Source organism: Stenotrophomonas sp. C9D9 (genome assembly GCF_056491205.1).
On sequence record NZ_JBSZIF010000003.1, the window covers coordinates 488,524 to 504,179 of the forward strand.

Sequence of the window (15,656 nt, forward strand, 5' to 3'; positions counted from 1 at the left end):
TTATAACCAAAGGTTGTTTAAGAAAGGTATCTGGTCATTTCCGGGCGTCATATGCCGGCGCTACGGTCAGCCGGCAGCCGCTGGCCTGAACAGCCAGCCCTCCCCCTTCGCCCGCCGAAGCCCGGCGCGGCCCCGTTTCCGGAGCGCTTCCATGGCCCTGTACGACTCCATCCTCGATACCGTCGGCAACACCCCCATCGTCAAGCTGCAGCGTCTGGCACCGCCGCAGGTCAGCGTCTACGCCAAGGTCGAGTCGTTCAATCCGGGCGGCTCGGTGAAGGACCGCCTGGCGCTGGCGATCATCCTCGACGCCGAAGCGCGTGGCCTGCTCAAGCCGGGCGACACCATCGTGGAGGCCACCTCGGGCAACACCGGCGTGGCCCTGGCGATGGTCGCCGCCGCGCGCGGCTACAAGTTCGTCGCGACCATGGTCGAGACCTTCTCGGTCGAGCGCCGCAAGCTGATGCGTGCCTATGGTGCCAAGGTGATCCTGACCCCGGCCGCCGAGCGCGGCAGCGGCATGGTGCGCAAGGCGGCCGAACTGGCCGAACAGCACGGCTGGTTCCTGGCCAGCCAGTTCGCCAACCCGGCCAACCCGGCCTATCACCGCAACACCACCGCCGCGGAAATCCTGCGCGACTTCGCCGGCAAGCGGCTGGACTATTTCGTCAGCGGCTGGGGCACTGGCGGCACGCTCACCGGTGTTGGCGAAGTGCTGAAGGTCGCGCGCCCGCAGACCCGCATCATCGCCACCGAGCCGGCCGGCGCCGCCCTGCTCAAGGGCGATGACTGGAAGCCGCACAAGATCCAGGGCTGGACTCCGGACTTCGTGCCGGACGTGCTCAACCGCGATGTGGTGGACGAACTGGTCTCGGTCGAAGATGACCGCGCGATCGCCACCGCGCGCCGCCTGGCCGCCGAGGAAGGCATCTTCGTCGGCATCTCCGCCGGCGCCACCGTGGCCAGTGCGCTGGACGTGGCCGCGCGCGCTGAACCGGGCTCGGTGATCCTGGCGATGCTGCCGGACACCGGTGAACGCTATTTCTCCACGCCGCTGTTCGCCGATGTGAACGAAGGCTCCGACGACGACTGGCTGGCCGGCCTGCCGTGATGTACAGGGTCGGATCCCTTTCCCGTCGGGAAAGGGCTCTGACCCTGCCAGCTCACCATGGAACTCGGGGGTCAGAGCCTTTTCGCGCGGAAAAGGATCTGACCCCTTTCTGCTTCAGCCTGCGTGAAGGCGTCGCCCGCCATCGTGCGTGAAGGCCGTCGGATCGCAGCGCGTGAGACGGTCATGACGCAGTATCGATGCCCTGTCCCCTACCGTGGGAACAGCCGGCGCAGATGCTGCGCGGATCACCTCACAGGCAGGAGACGGACGCATGAAGATCGAGGTTTGGCAGGGCGACATCACGACCCTGGCGGTGGATGCGATCGTCAACGCGGCCAATGAAACACTGCTCGGTGGCGGCGGTGTCGACGGCGCGATCCATCGCGCAGCCGGCCCCGCACTGCTGGCCGAGTGCGAGCAGTTGCCGGAGCTGCGCCCGGGCGTGCGTTGCCCGACCGGCGAAGTGCGCGCCACCGCCGCCCACGCGTTGCCGGCGCACCATGTGCTGCACACGGTGGGCCCGGTCTGGCACGACGGCCAGCGCGACGAACCGGCCTTGCTGGCCAACTGCTACTGGAAATCGCTGCAACTGGCCGAGTCGCTGGGCGTACAGTCGATCGCGTTCCCCGCGATCAGCTGCGGCGTGTATGGCTACCCGCTGTACCAGGCGGCGCAGATCGCAGTGACGGAAACACTGGCGTGGCAGCGCAGCCATGCACAACCGATGCGCATCGTGCTGGTGGCGTTCAATACCGCTACGGCCAAGGCCTACCAGCAGGCGTTGAGCGCCGCCGGGCAAAGCGCGGACAGCGAACCGCGCGTGTCGATGCTGCCGCCCCTGGGTGATGCAGGCTTTGCCGCCGCGCACTGAATCAGCGATGCGAGCAAAAGAAAAGGCCGGGCATTGCCCGGCCTTTTCCGTTGCACCATTGTCCTCATCCACGCGCGGCGTGGATCACGCTCAACGGCTGGCGGCTTCCACCGCGGCGGCGTCATCGGCCACGGCGGCCGCGTCGGCAGCCGCACGTGCCGCGGAGGCCGCAGCCCCATCGGCGCTGGCGCCATCCACCTGCACGCGCACTTCCACCATGCCCGCACCATTGTTCAGGCTGGACACGTCGACCGTGTAGTGACCGGCCGGCAGGGTCTCTTCCAGGCGCGAATTGGTACCGTTGCCACCGTCATCATCGGTCAGTTCGACATCGCCACCGACCACGCGCAGCACGGTATCGACCTGGCTGGAGATCGCATCCAGGCGCACATCGGCCGGGCGGTCCAGCGACAGCAGGAAGCGGCGGCGGCCATCGTTGTCGAGCATCGTGTACACACTGCCCGACTTCGGCAGCGCCGTGCCATCGCGCTCGACCAGATTACCGGGCAGCTCGATGCGGTTGGCCGACAGGGTGAACATGCCCGTGACACCGTCGCCGAGGCCACGCGCGGTCAGGGTGTACTTGCCCGGCTTCAGCGACAGGGTCAGGCGCGAGTTGGTGCTGTCGCCACCGTCGTCATTCTCGGCATCCACGCCCTGGCCCGACAGCTTCAGCACCGGATCGAAGACGTCCGACACCAGGCGGATCTCGTACAGGCCGGCCTTGTCCACCTGCAGGGTGTAGTCCTGGGAACCACCGGCCAGCATGTCGACGATCTCGCCACCACCCGCCAGCGGCCTGCCGTCATACGGCACCAGCTTCTCGGCGCGCAGGCGGTACGGACCGTAATCGGTCGAGCCGTTGGCGTTGACCGCCACCTGATAGGTGCCGCCACCGTTGGCACGGAAGGCCAGCGAGACATCGCCTTCGCGCTCGTAGCCGGTGTTGCTGCTGGCCACCAGGCTGCCGTTGCTGAACACGGCGATCGAGCCGCTCAGCGAACCGGTCAGTTTCAGCCCGACCAGCTGCTTGTCTTCCAGCTTGATCTGGTAGAGCTGGTGGTGGCTGCCGTCGTTGTAGTTGATGCCGCTGCGCGAGGTGATCTCGCCGGACACCGGCTTGTCGAAATCGAGTGACGCGGCCTTGCCCGCATCCGCGCCGCCGCCGATGCGGTTGCAACCGCCGGCGACCAGGACCGTGGCAACGGCCAGTGTGATTGCTGCCAAACGCATGTTGTTTCTCCTTGGCCTTCCATGTGGTTCCCGCATGCCGGCCGGGCACGTGGGGGCGGAAAAGATACCCGCAAAAGCAAACGCCGGCGTAAAGCCGGCGTTGCCCTGTTCATCCTGCAAGGGAACGGATCAACCGTTCCACTTGCCCAGCGCGGCCAGGCCGTTGTCCTTGGCGCGCTCGTACACGGTCTTCTGGGCGGCAGCGTAGTTGCCCTTCATGTCCTTGGCCCACAGCTTCAGCGCGGCCTGCTGCATGGCGCGGCCGTAGGAGAAGCTCAGCGGCCACGGCAGGTTGCCCAGCTGGTTCATCGCGTTCAGGTGCTCGGTGGACTGCTCGTCGCTCTGGCCACCGGACAGGAACACCACGCCCGGCAGGATCGCCGGCACGGTGCTCTTCAGGCACATCACGGTCGACTCGGCCACTTCCTCGACGTCGGCCTGCTCATCGCAGCCCTTGCCGGAGATGACCATCGAGGCCTTCAGGATGGTGCCTTCCAGCAGCACGTTCTGCTGGTACAGGGCATCGAACAGCGAACGCAGGGTGGCTTCGGTGACTTCGTAGCAGGTCTCGATGTCGTGGTCGCCGTCCATGATCACTTCCGGCTCGACCATCGGCACCAGGCCGCATTCCTGGCACAGCGCCGCATAGCGGGCCAGCGCGTGGGCGTTGGACTCGATGCAGGTACCCGACGGGATGCTCTCGCCGATGTTGATGACCGCACGCCACTTGGCGAAGCGCGCACCCAGCTTGTAGTACTCCTGCAGACGCTCGCGCAGGCCGTCGAGGCCTTCGGTGACCAGCTCGCCCGGGCAGCCGGCCAGCGGGTGCGCACCCTTGTCCACCTTGATGCCCGGAATCATGCCGTGGTCGGCCATGTACTTGGCGAACGGCACGCCGTCCTTGGTCGACTGGCGGATGGTTTCGTCGTACAGGATGGCGCCGGAAATGTGCTCGTTGAGCTTCGGCGTGGTCAGCAGCAGCTCGCGGTAGGCGCGACGGTTCTCCTCGGTGTTCTCGATACCGACGCCGGCGAAACGCTTGGCGATGGTAGCGGTGGATTCGTCGATCGCGATGATGCCCTTGCCCGGGGCGACCATGGCCTGGGCGGTTTCAGCCAGCTGTTCGATGCTCATGTATTTCCTGTGGCGGGTGCGGGAAAAACGTAAGTATAGCCCCGCTGCCCGTTGCCTCGCCGTGGAGGACAGGATGGAAACGCTTCCACGCTGGCGCAGGACAAAAGTTGTCCTGCGGCATGGGGCCGGAGCCCCTGCGGGGATCTGACCCTGGGGTCGGACCCGCAACGCGGCTCCGACCCCGGGCCAACACTACTTACAGATCGCCCAGGCCGCTGGCGCGGCCATCTTCGCCCACTTCCAGCAGGCGCAGGGTGTTGGTTGCACCCAGGGTCTCCATGTGCTCGCCGCTGGTGAACACGACACGGTCACCGGCCTGCAGCAGCTCGGATTCGACCAGCAGGCGGATGCTGCCGCGCGCGGCTTCGCGCGGGGTCAGGCCGCGGCTGTCGAAGTTGATCGGATAGACATCGCGCATCAGCGCCATCTGGCGACGCGCGCCGTCATGGCGGGTCACCGCGAACACCGGCGCCTTGGCGCGGAAACGCGACAGGTAGCGCGCGGTGCCGCCGGATTCGGTCATCGCCACGATCGCACGCACGCCCACGTGCTGCGACAGGAACATGGTAGCCATGGCAATCGCCTGGTCGGCACGTTCCAGGTTGCGCGGCGAGGCGTTGAAGTCGGTCTCGGTCTGGAACTGGCGCTCGGCCCCCAGGCAGATGCGCGCCATCGCTTCCACGGCCTTGACCGGATAGGCACCAGCGGCGGTTTCCGCCGACAGCATCACCGCATCGGTACCGTCGATGACCGAGTTGGCCACGTCCAGCACTTCGGCGCGGGTCGGGATCGGGCTTTCCACCATCGACTGCAGCATCTGCGTGGCGGTGATCACAACCTTGTTCTGCGCCAGCGAGGCCTTGATGATCTTCTTCTGCAGGCCCGGCAGCTCGGCATCGCCGATTTCCACGCCGAGGTCGCCACGGGCGACCATCACCACGTCGCTGGCCTCGACGATTTCTTCCAGGTTCTCGATCGCTTCGGTACGTTCGATCTTCGACACCAGCGCGGCATCGCAGCCGTGCGAACGGGCGATGTCACGCGCGTCGTTCATGTCCTGCGCGTTGCGGCAGAACGACACGGCAATGAAGTCGACGCCGATCTTGGCAACGATGCCGATCAGTTCCTTGTCGCGCTCGGTCAGCGCGCCCAGCGACAGGCCACCGCCCTGCTTGTTCAGGCCCTTGCGGTCGGACAGCACGCCATCGTTGAGCACGGTGTTGACGATGCGGTCGCCCTGCACTTCCACCACCTGCAACTGCATCAGGCCGTCGTCGAGCAGCAGCACATCACCCGGGCCCACGTCCTGCGGCAGGCCGAGGTAGCTCACGCCCACCTGGCTGGCCGTGCCCGGGCCGGCGTTCTCGCTGGCGATCAGGTCGAAGCGGTCGCCCGCCTTCAGTTGCACCTTGCCTTCGGCGAAGCGCTCGATGCGGATCTTCGGGCCCGGCAGGTCGGCCAGGATGCCCACTTCCACGCCCACGCGGGCCGCAGCAGCACGCACTTCGGCGGCACGCTTGGCCTGGCCGGACGGATCGCCATGGCTGAAGTTCAGGCGCACCACATTGACGCCGGCGCGGAACAGATCCTCCAGCACGCCCGGCGCATCAGTGGCCGGACCGAGGGTGGCAAGGATCTTGGTGCGACGCTGACGCTCGAACATGGTGGATGGGCCTCTCCCGTTAAAGAACGGAAATTAGCACATCCTTCACGCCGCATGTATACGGTTACAGCCTTGTGCTGCCTGACTCCGCGGGTCATGGAACGGACATGGTCCGGACATACGCTGGCGCAGGGAGTTCGGTAGAGCCGAGCCCATGCTCGGCTCTACAGGGGACTAGGCCAGCAGCGTTTCCAGCTGTACCGGCTCACGGGCGAGCTGGCCAGCACCGGCGGCAGTGAGTTCCTCCTCACCACCAAAGCCCCACAGCACGCCGACGCTGCGCAGGCCGTGATGGCGCGCGCCTTCGATGTCCATGCGGCGGTCGCCGATCATCCAGCACTGCGCAGGCTGCACCTGCAACCGACGCAATGCTTCGCCGACCAGTTCCGGCTTGTGGCTGCGCGAGCCATCCAGGGTCGAACCAACGATCTCCTCAAACAGCCCGCCGAACGGCAGGTGGGCGAGGATGCGACGCGCGTGCGGCTCGTTCTTGGCAGTGACCACCGCCAGGCGGTGGCCACGGCCATGCAACGTGCGCAGGGTGTCTTCCACCTGCGGGTACACCGTGTGCTCGCGCCAGCCTTCGGCGTCGAAGCGTTCACGGTAGTAGCCCACCGCCTGTTCCACCCGCGCCGGTTCGACGAACAGCGGCGCGAAGGTGGTGCGCAGCGATGGACCGATCCAGCCCAGCAGCGTTTCCTGCGGCGGCACCGGATGGTCCATCTTCTGCAGCGCATAGGCGATGCAGGCGGTGATGCCCACCTGCGAATCGATCAGCGTGCCGTCGAGGTCGAAGAACAGGACATCCTTGCTGCGGTCGGCACTCATGCGCCGCGCGCGTCGAGCGCGGCGACGGCCGGCAGGGTCTTGCCTTCCAGGAACTCCAGGAACGCACCACCGCCGGTGGAGATGTAGCTGACCTGCTTGGCGATATCGAACTTGTCCACCGCCGCCAGGGTGTCACCACCGCCGGCGATGGAGAATGCCGGCGAGCTGGCGATGGCGCGGGCCAGCGCTTCGGTGCCCTTGCTGAAGGCTTCGAACTCGAACACGCCGACCGGGCCGTTCCAGACCACGGTGCCGGCCTTCCCGATCAGCTGCGCGTACTGCGCAGCGGTCTGCGGGCCGATGTCCAGGATCAGATCGTCCTCGGCGACGGCGTCGACCGCCTTCACTTCGGCAACAGCATCCGGCATGAACTGCTTGGCGGTGACCACGTCGACCGGCAGCGGGATATCGGCGCCACGCGCCTTGGCGTCGGCCACGATCTTCTTCGCGGTGTCCAGCAGGTCCGGCTCGTACAGCGACTTGCCGACCTTGTAGCCGGCGGCAGCGATGAAGGTGTTGGCGATGCCACCACCGACGATCAGCTGGTCGACCTTGCCGACCAGGTTGGCCAGCAGTTCCAGCTTGGTGCTGACCTTGCTGCCGGCGACGATGGCCAGCAGCGGCTTGGCCGGTGCGTCCAACGCCTGCGCCAGCGCGTCCAGCTCGGCCATCAGCAGCGGGCCACCGGCCGCCACCGGGGCGAAGCGGATGACGCCATGGGTCGAGGCCTGCGCGCGGTGTGCGGTACCGAAGGCATCCATCACGAACACATCGCACAGGGCGGCGTACTTCTTCGACAGGGCTTCGTCGTCCTTGCCCTCGCCGACATTCATGCGGCAGTTTTCCAGCAGCACCAACTGGCCCGGCTGCACGTCGACACCGTCAACCCAGTCACGCACCAGCGGAACCTCGCGGCCCAGCAGCTCGGACAGGCGCTGCGCGACCGGCGCCAGCGAGTCGGCCTCGCTCCACACGCCTTCCTTCGGGCGCCCCAGGTGCGAGGTGACCATCACCGCCGCACCCTGCTCCAGCGCGCGCTTGAGCGTCGGGAGCGAAGCGGTGATGCGCTGTTCGGAGGTGATGCGGCCATTCTCGATCGGCACGTTCAGATCCTGGCGGATCAGCACGCGCTTGCCGGAGAGGTCGAGGTCGGTCATGCGGACGATGGACATGGGCAACTCTTTGGCTCAGGGACGGGATGCCGGGTACGGCAGACGGCCATTGTATCGCGGGTGGTGGGAGGGCCGATGCCTGCGGCAGGCAGAGGCGCACAGCAACTGCAACAGCAACTGCAACGGCAACGGCCAAAGCGCTGGCGCTTCGTGATGCTGGGGCTGGGCCGGGGTGGTGTGGGCTGGCAGGGGACGCCGTGAATCCGTCCTTGGAGGCTTGGCAGCCGCATCCATGCGGCTGACACCCCTGCCAGCCCACACCACCCCGGCCTCGACAGGTTCATGTGGCGGAGCGGATGGCAAAGGCAGAAGCGGTTTCTGATGTCGGTTGGAAAAGGAAGGGGTCAGATCCGTTTTCCTGCGGAAAACGGATCTGACCCCGAGGGCCGTCGAGCGAAGCGACCCGCTTCCGCTCTTGCTCTTCTTCTTTCTCTTCCGTGGATGGACGCACACGGAAACTGTCAGAGGCCGGGCGGGGTGGGTTCGCGGCGTCCCCCGCGAACCCACCCCGCCCGGCCAAACGCGGCTTTTGCTTTTGCTTTACACGGCCACCCACGAGGGGCTGCGCCGTTCGCTGGAACCTATTCCGAAGGCGCAGGCTTCTGCCGAAGCAGGCTGAGCGCCAGCCCACCCACCACCAGCACGCCCAGCCCCAGCAGCGCCCACAGCAACCACGCCTTCCAATCGTGCTGCGGCTTCAGCGCCGCATCGCCCGCCAGCGGTTCCGGGCTGCCTTCCAGTCGCGCCAGCGTCGGCTGCCACGACGGATCATTGCGCTGCCGCAGCTCTTCGATCAGCACCCCGATCGGCGCGTCCGTGCGGTGTGCGGTCGCGCTACCCACCGCCAGTGCGTAGGGCGCTGCCCCCTGGCTCAGGAACACCAGCACTTCCGGCTGGTAGCCCAGGCGCAGTGTCGGCGCGGTGGCGGTTTCCGCCGGATTCGCCACCAGCTTCCAGTAGCGGTCGCGGTGCACGCCGCCCAGCGGCTGCGCCGCCGACTGCTGGCGCTGGCCCTGCGTGCCCTGCTGCACCTGGTAGGCGATCCACGGCGCGCTGCGGCGCTGCCACTCCGCACTCTCATCATCGCGGCTGAACAGCGTCCATTGCACCAGGCTGTTGTCGGTGCTGGCCACATCGGCGCGCGCCACCGGGAACCGGCCATCCATCTCGAAGGTGTACTCGCCCTTGCCCTTCGACGTCGGCTCCAGCGACAGCCATTCCCACGGCAGCGTCGCCGGCGCTGGCGGCAATTCCGCCAGTACGCCACGCAGGGTCGGCAGGCGCGAATCGCCCTGCGCCAGGATACGCAGGTAGCGTGCAGTGCCGTCCACCTGCAGGCGGCGCTGCAGCAGGCGCTTGCCGGCGCGCTGCAGATCCACCAGGGGCACGTCGCTGCCAATCGAGCGCCAGTGCTGCAGGTCTTCGCTGGCGTCCAGCTGCACCTGTGCCTGCAGTGGCTGGCCGCTGTCGGCCCAGTCCAGCACCAGCGCTGCCAACGGCTGCTGGTCGAGCATGCTGGCGTCGATCAGCCAACCGCCCTGCCCGTTCGCCACCGCCCCACCACTCACCCGTGCCTCGACCCGGCGCACGCGGCCATCGGTATCGCGCTCGGTCAGCAGCTGCAGGTCGTTGCGCTGGGCATCGGCCAGCGGCGGCAATGCGAACCACGGCAGTTCACGCTGCACCGGCGGTTGCGCCAGCGGCTGGTCCGGTGCCAGCAGTGCCGACGGCAACAACTGGCTGGCCGCATTGAACACCTGCAGATCGCTGAGGTCGGGGCTCACGGCACGGCGGTAGATCGCCGGCTCCAGCACGATGCGGTAAGCGCCGGACTGCGCGCTGGACAACGTCAGCGGCCATTGCTCGGCATATTGCGTGCGGTAGTCGGCCGCCTGCACCACGACGGCGGCCAGCATGCCGAACATCGCCGGCAGCAGCGCCCTGCTCCACTTCCTCATTGTTTTTCCTCCACGGACGGCGCCGCGCTCGGCGGTGCCGGTGCCAGATAACCCACGACCGTGCACAGCAGGCCGTAGGCGATGAACGATGCGATGCCGAGCAGATTGCCCAGGTGCTGGCGATCGACAACAACCAGCTTGGCCAGCACCACACCCATCAGCACGGCACCGACCATCCACAACACACGCTGGCCACGACGCGAACCCCACACCCAGGCAATCACGCCCAGCACGCTCCACAACACGGTCAGGCTGGTCTGCGCCAGGCTGAAGCGCATCATCGACGCGTTCCAGGTCAGCCCCCCCCACTGGTGCACGCCATGCAGCACCAGGCTGGTCAGTGCGACGAAGGCCGCCAGTGCCAGCAGCGGCATGCGGATGTTCAGCAATGCCTGCGGCGCCTGTGGTCGCTGATCGCCGTACAGCCAGCGCGCCAGCAGAAGCAGGCTCAACCACTGGCCGATCTCGGCCGGATTCAGCACCGGCAGCCACAACAGCGGCGCGGCGTCGCCCGGCAGCAGCTGGCCGAACAACCATCCGATCGACAACAGGCCGAACAGCACGCATTGCAGCGGCACGCGCACGCTGTCGAAGGCCTGCCCCAGCGGCCAGCGCAGCGCGTTCCAGCGCCACAGCGACAGCGCCGCCATCAGCAGCCACGGCAAGGTCACCAGCAGGGTGGTCCAGCCCTGCGCCAGATCGGCTTCGCCACCGCCCCACAGGGCCAGCAGCGAAAGCAGCGACGGCCACAGCAGCCACCACAGGAACTGCGCGATGCGGGCCACGGTGTCACCGCCCTTGCGCAGGCACAGCAGGGTACGCACGCCCAGCACCGCGAACACCGCCCAGGCCAGCGCGCCGTAGCCGGCGAACGGCTGGTGGTGCGCATCGCTCTGCATCAGCGCCAGCGGGAAGCCCAGCGCGAGCATGGCCAGTGCGGTCACGCCCAGCGCACGCGCCGGCTGGCGACGCTGCACTTCGGCGGCCAGCCAGGCAGTGACCGCAGCCAGCACCAGCAACGCGTCCACTTCGGTGCGGTAGGGGAAGAAGCGGGTGATCTCATGGACCAGGCCGCCCAACCACCACAGCAGGCCCCACAGGTAATACACCAGTGCGACCTCATGACGCGGCCTGCGCTGATAGCTCCACGCCGACGCGAAGCCGGCCAGGGCCAGCAACAGCGCGCCAATGGCGGTCGGGTTGATCAGGAAGCGCAGGTCTTCGTGCCAGTGGTCACCGCCGGCAACGAAGGCGAATGCGGCGCCGATCTGCAGCAACGCGCCGGACACCTGCGGCAGCCAGCGCTTCTGGCGCAGCCCCAACCAGGCCAGGCCTGCACCTTCCAGTGCAAACACGGCACCGGTGGCGCGCGCCGACAGTGCCAGCGGCACCGCCAGCGTGGCGAAGCCCACCGCAAGCACGGCATGCGATTGCGCCAGCATGGTGTACGACGCACGTGCGATCAGTGCCCGCGCCAGTACCGCGTAGATCGCGGCCAGGCCCAGCGCGCACAGTGCCAGCGTCATCGGCTGCTCGTGCAGCATGCCCGCCTGCAGCGAGAACGCGACCAGCGGCGTGCCGAACACCAGGCTGCCATCGATCAGTTCGCGCCGGCCGGCCGGCTGGCGGCGCGCGTACAGCAGCGGAATCAACAGGTAGAACACGAAGAACAGCACCAGGAACGGCTCGGTGCTGCTGAACTTGTCCGGTGCGTATTGCAGCACGCCCCAGAAGGTGCCGATGCCGAAGGTGAAGGCGAAGCCCAGCAGGTTCAGCGCGCGCCATGGACGGAACCAGGCGATGGCGAAGATGCCCGCGTTGAGCACGGCGTAATAGCTGAACAGCCCCACGTGGTTGCCACTGCCGGTGGACAGCCACAGCGGTGCCATGAAGCCGGCCAGGATGCCCAGCACGGCCAGCGTGCGCGAGTTCTGCACCACCGCCAGCACACACAGCCCGGCCACCAGTGCAATGGAGCTGACGAAGGCAAAGCCCGGGGGAATCAGGTCGAAGCGCTTGAAGGCCGCGAAGATGGTCAGCAGCAGCACGCCGACGGCACCGCCCTGCAACGCCAGCGCAAACAGGCGCCGGCGCTCGCGCTGGTGCCAGCCGAAGGCCAGCAGGCCCAGCGCACCCACGGTGATACCGGCCATGCGCAGCTCGATCGGCAACACCAGCCAGCCCTGGTCGCTGACGTACTTCAGCAGTGCCGCGACACCGGCCAGCAGCACCAGCATGCCGATCTTGACCGGCACGTTGCCTTCGGTAAACCAGCGCTTGACCGCACCGATGCCGCGCTCGATGACGTTGGGCAGTGCCGGTTCGGAAGGCAGCGGCGGCTGCACCGGAACGGGTGGTACCGGCGGTGGCGCAGCAGGTCGGGGAACAGGCGCCTCGGTCGGCGCTGCGTCGCGCACCGGTGGCTGCGGGGGTTGCGGCGCAGCAGCGGCGACCGGCCGCAGGAACGGTGGATCGGCGCCGGCCGCAGGCGTGGCCACAGGCCGTTCAGGCGCGGGCGCGGTAGCGGCCGGCCTGGCGGTGGCAGGCGCGGCGGCCATGGCGCTTTCCAGCGCAGCGACGCGGCGGCGCAGGCCGGCGATCATCACCAGCGCCACCACCAGCAGCAGCGGGATGGCCAACAGGACCAGTACGACCAGGGCGATCAGTGCTTCCATTGCGTGCTTCCATTGCGTTCCCGCGCCCCAGCGGCAGCGGTCGACCGCCCCATGCTACGACAGGGTGGGTCCCATAAACGACGAACCCCGGCCAAGCCGGGGTCCGTCTGCGATCTTCGCCAGTCTTACTTGGCGGCGATGACCTTGGCCATTTCCAGGCACTTGTTCGAGTAGCCCCACTCGTTGTCGTACCAGGTCACCAGCTTGACGAAGGTACCGTCCAGGGCGATGCCGGCATCGGCGTCGAACACCGAGGTGCAGGTTTCGCCGCGGAAATCGGTGGCCACGACCTTGTCTTCGGTGTAGCCCAGGATGCCCTTCAGCGGGCCTTCGCTCTGTGCCTTCACTTCAGCGCAGATCTCGGCGTAGGTGGCTTCCTTTTCCAGCTCGACGGTCAGGTCGACCACCGACACGTCCGAGGTCGGGACGCGGAAGCTCATGCCGGTCAGCTTCTTGTTCAGTTCCGGGATGACCACGCCGACGGCCTTGGCCGCACCGGTGGACGAGGGAATGATGTTTTCCAGGATGCCACGGCCGCCGCGCCAATCCTTGTTGGACGGGCCATCGACGGTCTTCTGGGTGGCAGTGGCCGCGTGCACGGTGGTCATCAGGCCGCGCTTGATGCCCCACTTGTCGTTGATGACCTTGGCCAGCGGGGCCAGGCAGTTGGTGGTGCACGAGGCGTTGGAGATGATCGCCTGGCCGGCGTAGGTCTTGTCGTTCACGCCGTACACGAACATCGGCGTGTCGTCCTTCGACGGAGCCGACATGATGACCTTCTTGGCGCCGGCATCGATGTGCTTCTGCGCGGTTTCCTTGGTCAGGAACAGGCCGGTGGCTTCCAGCACCACGTCGGCGCCGACTTCGTCCCACTTCAGGTTGGCCGGGTCGCGTTCCTGGGTCAGGCGGATCTTCTTGCCGTTGACCAGCAGGTCGTTGCCCTGCACCGCCACGTCGGCCTTGAAGCGGCCGTGCACGGAGTCGTACTTGAGCATGTACGCCAGATAGTCCGGCTCCAGCAGATCGTTGATGGCCACGATTTCGATGTCGTCGCCGAAGTTCAGCACCGCCGAGCGCAGGACGTTACGCCCGATGCGACCGAAACCGTTGATACCAACCTTGATTGCCATGTTCTCAAGCTCCTGCGGCCGCGACAGGTGCGGCGGGATGGATAGGGCCCACAAGTCTAGCAAACCGGGGCTGGCCACCGTGGGCCGGCCGGGGCCGGCAGCAGGCCGGCGGACAGGATTTGATCCGGATCAAAGCGTTAGCGCGGCGTGAGGCCGACACTGGCCCCATCCACCCAGCAACGAGAACACCCCCATGCGCAAGAGCTCCCCCCTGATCGTGGCCAGCCTGGCCGCCGCCCTGTCGCTCGCCGCCGCCCCGGCCATGGCCCAGTCCAAGGGCGACTGGACCGTCTCGGCCGGCGTACACCAGGTCGCGCCGAAGTCGAACAACGGCTGGCTGGCCGGCGGCACCCTGAAGGTCGACGTCGACAATGACGTCAAGCCGACCATCACCGGCGAGTACTTCATTGCCGACAACCTGGGTATCGAAGTGCTGGCCGCGCTGCCGTTCAAGCACGACATCAACATCAATGGCCTGGGCCGCGTCGGCAGCACCAAGCAGCTGCCGCCGGTGGTGACCCTGCAGTACCACTTCAACAGCAAGGGCAAGGTGTCGCCGTTTGTGGGCGCGGGTGTGAACTACACGACCTTCTTCAGCGAAGACACCACCGGTGCGCTGGCTGGCAGCAAGCTGAAGCTGCAGGATTCGTGGGGCCTGGCCGCACACGCCGGCGTGGACTTCGCGATCGGCGAGAAGGGCGCACTGCGCGTGGACATGCGCTGGATCGACATCGACAGCAAGGTGAAGTTGAACGGCGAGAAGATCGGCACGGTCAACATCGATCCGCTGGTCTACGGCGCGTCGTACGTCTTCAAGTTCTAAGCGGTGTGTTGAGTGCGGGGGCTTCGCCCCCGCTCCCCCGCTACCAGCAAAACCCTCGCAGCATGTTGCCCCGGTGATTGCCGGGGCTTTTTTTTGTTGCTGGGACTGAAGCGGTTCCGGAGCTGGGGCGAGGCGGGGAGCAGAGCCGGGACACGCCGCCCCTCCCGCTGTGCTCCCACTTCGGAACAGGAACGCGCCGCTCCTCAATCCACCTACCCCGCTAGAATGTGCGCATGAAAGCCCTGCACTCCCTCTTCCTCGCCGCCGCCCTGGCGCCGGCCCTGCTGTCCGTCTCCGCCCCCGCCCATGCCTGGGGCGCGCAAGGCCACCGCCTGGTTGGCGAAGTCGCCGACGCCCGCCTCACCCCCACCGCCCGCGCCGAAGTGGACCGCCTGCTGGCCACCGAACCGGACGCCACGCTGGCCAGCATCGCGCCGTGGGCCGACCAGCTGCGTGCCAAGGACCCGGGCCTGGGCCGTCGTTCGGCCGGCTGGCACTACGTCAACATCGCCGAAGACAACTGCCATTACGAAGCACCGAAGCACTGCAAGAATGGCAACTGCATCGTCGAGGCCCTGAAGGCACAGAGCGCGATCCTCGGCGATCGCAGCCTGACCGATGGCGAGCGCCTGCAGGCACTGAAGTTCGTCGTGCATCTGGTCGGCGATATCCACCAGCCGATGCACGCCGGTTATGCCCACGACAAGGGCGGCAACGATTTCCAGCTGCAGTTCGGCAACCGTGGTACCAACCTGCATTCACTGTGGGACAGCGGCATGCTCAACACCCGCAAGCTGGACGATGCCGGCTACCTGCCGCTTCTGCAGAGCCAGCGCGCACCGAAGCTGGCGCGCCAGTCCAACCCGCAGCGCGACCCGCAGACGTGGGCCGAAGCCAGCTGCCGCATCTCCATGCAAGCTGGCGTTTATCCGGCCTCGCATAAAATCGGTGACGAATATACCGAGCGCTACCGGCCGCTGGCCGAAGCGCAGCTGCGACTGGCCGGTGAAAACCTGGCGCAGTTGCTGAACCGCGTGCTCGGCACGCGCTGAGGAGGG

General features: G+C 67.1%; 12 protein-coding genes. 4 read left to right on the forward strand and 8 right to left on the reverse strand.

Features of this window, described 5'->3' with window-relative positions; genetic code table 11:
• Positions 1-151: 151 nt before the first annotated feature.
• On the forward strand, positions 152-1,111 hold the full coding sequence (gene cysK / locus ACXI0D_RS04240) for a cysteine synthase A (protein WP_046432270.1): 960 nt from the start codon (positions 152-154) through the stop codon (positions 1,109-1,111).
• 271 nt (positions 1,112-1,382) lie between these two features.
• The gene (locus ACXI0D_RS04245; protein ID WP_479642346.1) at positions 1,383-1,982 is read left to right on the forward strand and encodes an O-acetyl-ADP-ribose deacetylase; all 600 of its coding nucleotides are present in this window, start codon (positions 1,383-1,385) and stop codon (positions 1,980-1,982) included.
• A gap of 90 nt (positions 1,983-2,072) precedes the next feature.
• Here ACXI0D_RS04245 and ACXI0D_RS04250 read toward each other — a convergent pair whose 3' ends face one another.
• The 8 genes from ACXI0D_RS04250 to gap all read right to left on the reverse strand — a co-directional run bounded on the left by ACXI0D_RS04250 (position 2,073) and on the right by gap (position 13,775).
• On the reverse strand, positions 2,073-3,215 hold the full coding sequence (locus ACXI0D_RS04250; RefSeq protein ID WP_049442694.1) for a hypothetical protein: 1,143 nt from the start codon (positions 3,213-3,215) through the stop codon (positions 2,073-2,075).
• 129 nt (positions 3,216-3,344) lie between these two features.
• A complete protein-coding gene (locus ACXI0D_RS04255; RefSeq protein WP_006465625.1) occupies positions 3,345-4,349 on the reverse strand; it encodes a class I fructose-bisphosphate aldolase in 1,005 nt (334 codons plus the stop codon).
• A gap of 196 nt (positions 4,350-4,545) precedes the next feature.
• Positions 4,546-6,012, reverse strand: coding sequence for a pyruvate kinase (gene pyk / locus ACXI0D_RS04260; RefSeq protein ID WP_479642347.1), 1,467 nt, complete (start codon positions 6,010-6,012; stop codon positions 4,546-4,548).
• Between the two features lie 174 nt (positions 6,013-6,186).
• Positions 6,187-6,840, reverse strand: a complete 654-nt coding sequence (locus tag ACXI0D_RS04265; RefSeq protein ID WP_014038298.1) for an HAD hydrolase-like protein — start codon at positions 6,838-6,840, stop codon at positions 6,187-6,189.
• Complete coding sequence (locus ACXI0D_RS04270; protein ID WP_049442696.1) at positions 6,837-8,012, reverse strand: phosphoglycerate kinase; 1,176 nt, start codon at positions 8,010-8,012, stop codon at positions 6,837-6,839. Before ACXI0D_RS04270 ends, ACXI0D_RS04265 begins: the two co-directional genes overlap by 4 nt.
• A 581-nt stretch (positions 8,013-8,593) precedes the next feature.
• On the reverse strand, positions 8,594-9,970 hold the full coding sequence (locus ACXI0D_RS04275) for a DUF3999 domain-containing protein (RefSeq protein ID WP_119006723.1): 1,377 nt from the start codon (positions 9,968-9,970) through the stop codon (positions 8,594-8,596).
• Complete coding sequence (locus tag ACXI0D_RS04280) at positions 9,967-12,645, reverse strand: DUF2339 domain-containing protein (protein ID WP_119006724.1); 2,679 nt, start codon at positions 12,643-12,645, stop codon at positions 9,967-9,969. The genes ACXI0D_RS04275 and ACXI0D_RS04280 overlap by 4 nt, the downstream gene beginning before the upstream one ends.
• Before the next feature lie 125 nt (positions 12,646-12,770).
• On the reverse strand, positions 12,771-13,775 hold the full coding sequence (gap, locus tag ACXI0D_RS04285; protein WP_005414333.1) for a type I glyceraldehyde-3-phosphate dehydrogenase: 1,005 nt from the start codon (positions 13,773-13,775) through the stop codon (positions 12,771-12,773).
• 193 nt (positions 13,776-13,968) lie between these two features.
• Here gap and ACXI0D_RS04290 point away from each other — a divergent pair, with 193 nt between their 5' ends.
• Positions 13,969-14,598: an OmpW/AlkL family protein gene (locus tag ACXI0D_RS04290; protein ID WP_049442699.1), complete on the forward strand. Its 630-nt coding sequence runs from the start codon at positions 13,969-13,971 to the stop codon at positions 14,596-14,598.
• 233 nt (positions 14,599-14,831) lie between these two features.
• Complete coding sequence (locus tag ACXI0D_RS04295; RefSeq protein ID WP_479642348.1) at positions 14,832-15,650, forward strand: S1/P1 nuclease; 819 nt, start codon at positions 14,832-14,834, stop codon at positions 15,648-15,650.
• Positions 15,651-15,656: the final 6 nt, after the last annotated feature.

Bases quoted from the DNA above. Each gene is read 5' to 3' on its own strand.
- ACXI0D_RS04295 (WP_479642348.1), top strand. From the start codon at position 14,832: ATGAAAGCCCTGCACTCCCTCTTCCTCGCCGCCGCCCTGGCGCCGGCC.
- cysK (WP_046432270.1), top strand. From the start codon at position 152: ATGGCCCTGTACGACTCCATCCTCGATACCGTCGGCAACACCCCCATC.
- ACXI0D_RS04275 (WP_119006723.1), bottom strand. From the start codon at position 9,970: ATGAGGAAGTGGAGCAGGGCGCTGCTGCCGGCGATGTTCGGCATGCTG.
- ACXI0D_RS04290 (WP_049442699.1), top strand. From the start codon at position 13,969: ATGCGCAAGAGCTCCCCCCTGATCGTGGCCAGCCTGGCCGCCGCCCTG.
- ACXI0D_RS04250 (WP_049442694.1), bottom strand. From the start codon at position 3,215: ATGCGTTTGGCAGCAATCACACTGGCCGTTGCCACGGTCCTGGTCGCC.
- ACXI0D_RS04265 (WP_014038298.1), bottom strand. From the start codon at position 6,840: ATGAGTGCCGACCGCAGCAAGGATGTCCTGTTCTTCGACCTCGACGGC.
- ACXI0D_RS04270 (WP_049442696.1), bottom strand. From the start codon at position 8,012: ATGTCCATCGTCCGCATGACCGACCTCGACCTCTCCGGCAAGCGCGTG.
- ACXI0D_RS04255 (WP_006465625.1), bottom strand. From the start codon at position 4,349: ATGAGCATCGAACAGCTGGCTGAAACCGCCCAGGCCATGGTCGCCCCG.
- ACXI0D_RS04245 (WP_479642346.1), top strand. From the start codon at position 1,383: ATGAAGATCGAGGTTTGGCAGGGCGACATCACGACCCTGGCGGTGGAT.
- ACXI0D_RS04280 (WP_119006724.1), bottom strand. From the start codon at position 12,645: ATGGAAGCACTGATCGCCCTGGTCGTACTGGTCCTGTTGGCCATCCCG.
- gap (WP_005414333.1), bottom strand. From the start codon at position 13,775: ATGGCAATCAAGGTTGGTATCAACGGTTTCGGTCGCATCGGGCGTAAC.
- pyk (WP_479642347.1), bottom strand. From the start codon at position 6,012: ATGTTCGAGCGTCAGCGTCGCACCAAGATCCTTGCCACCCTCGGTCCG.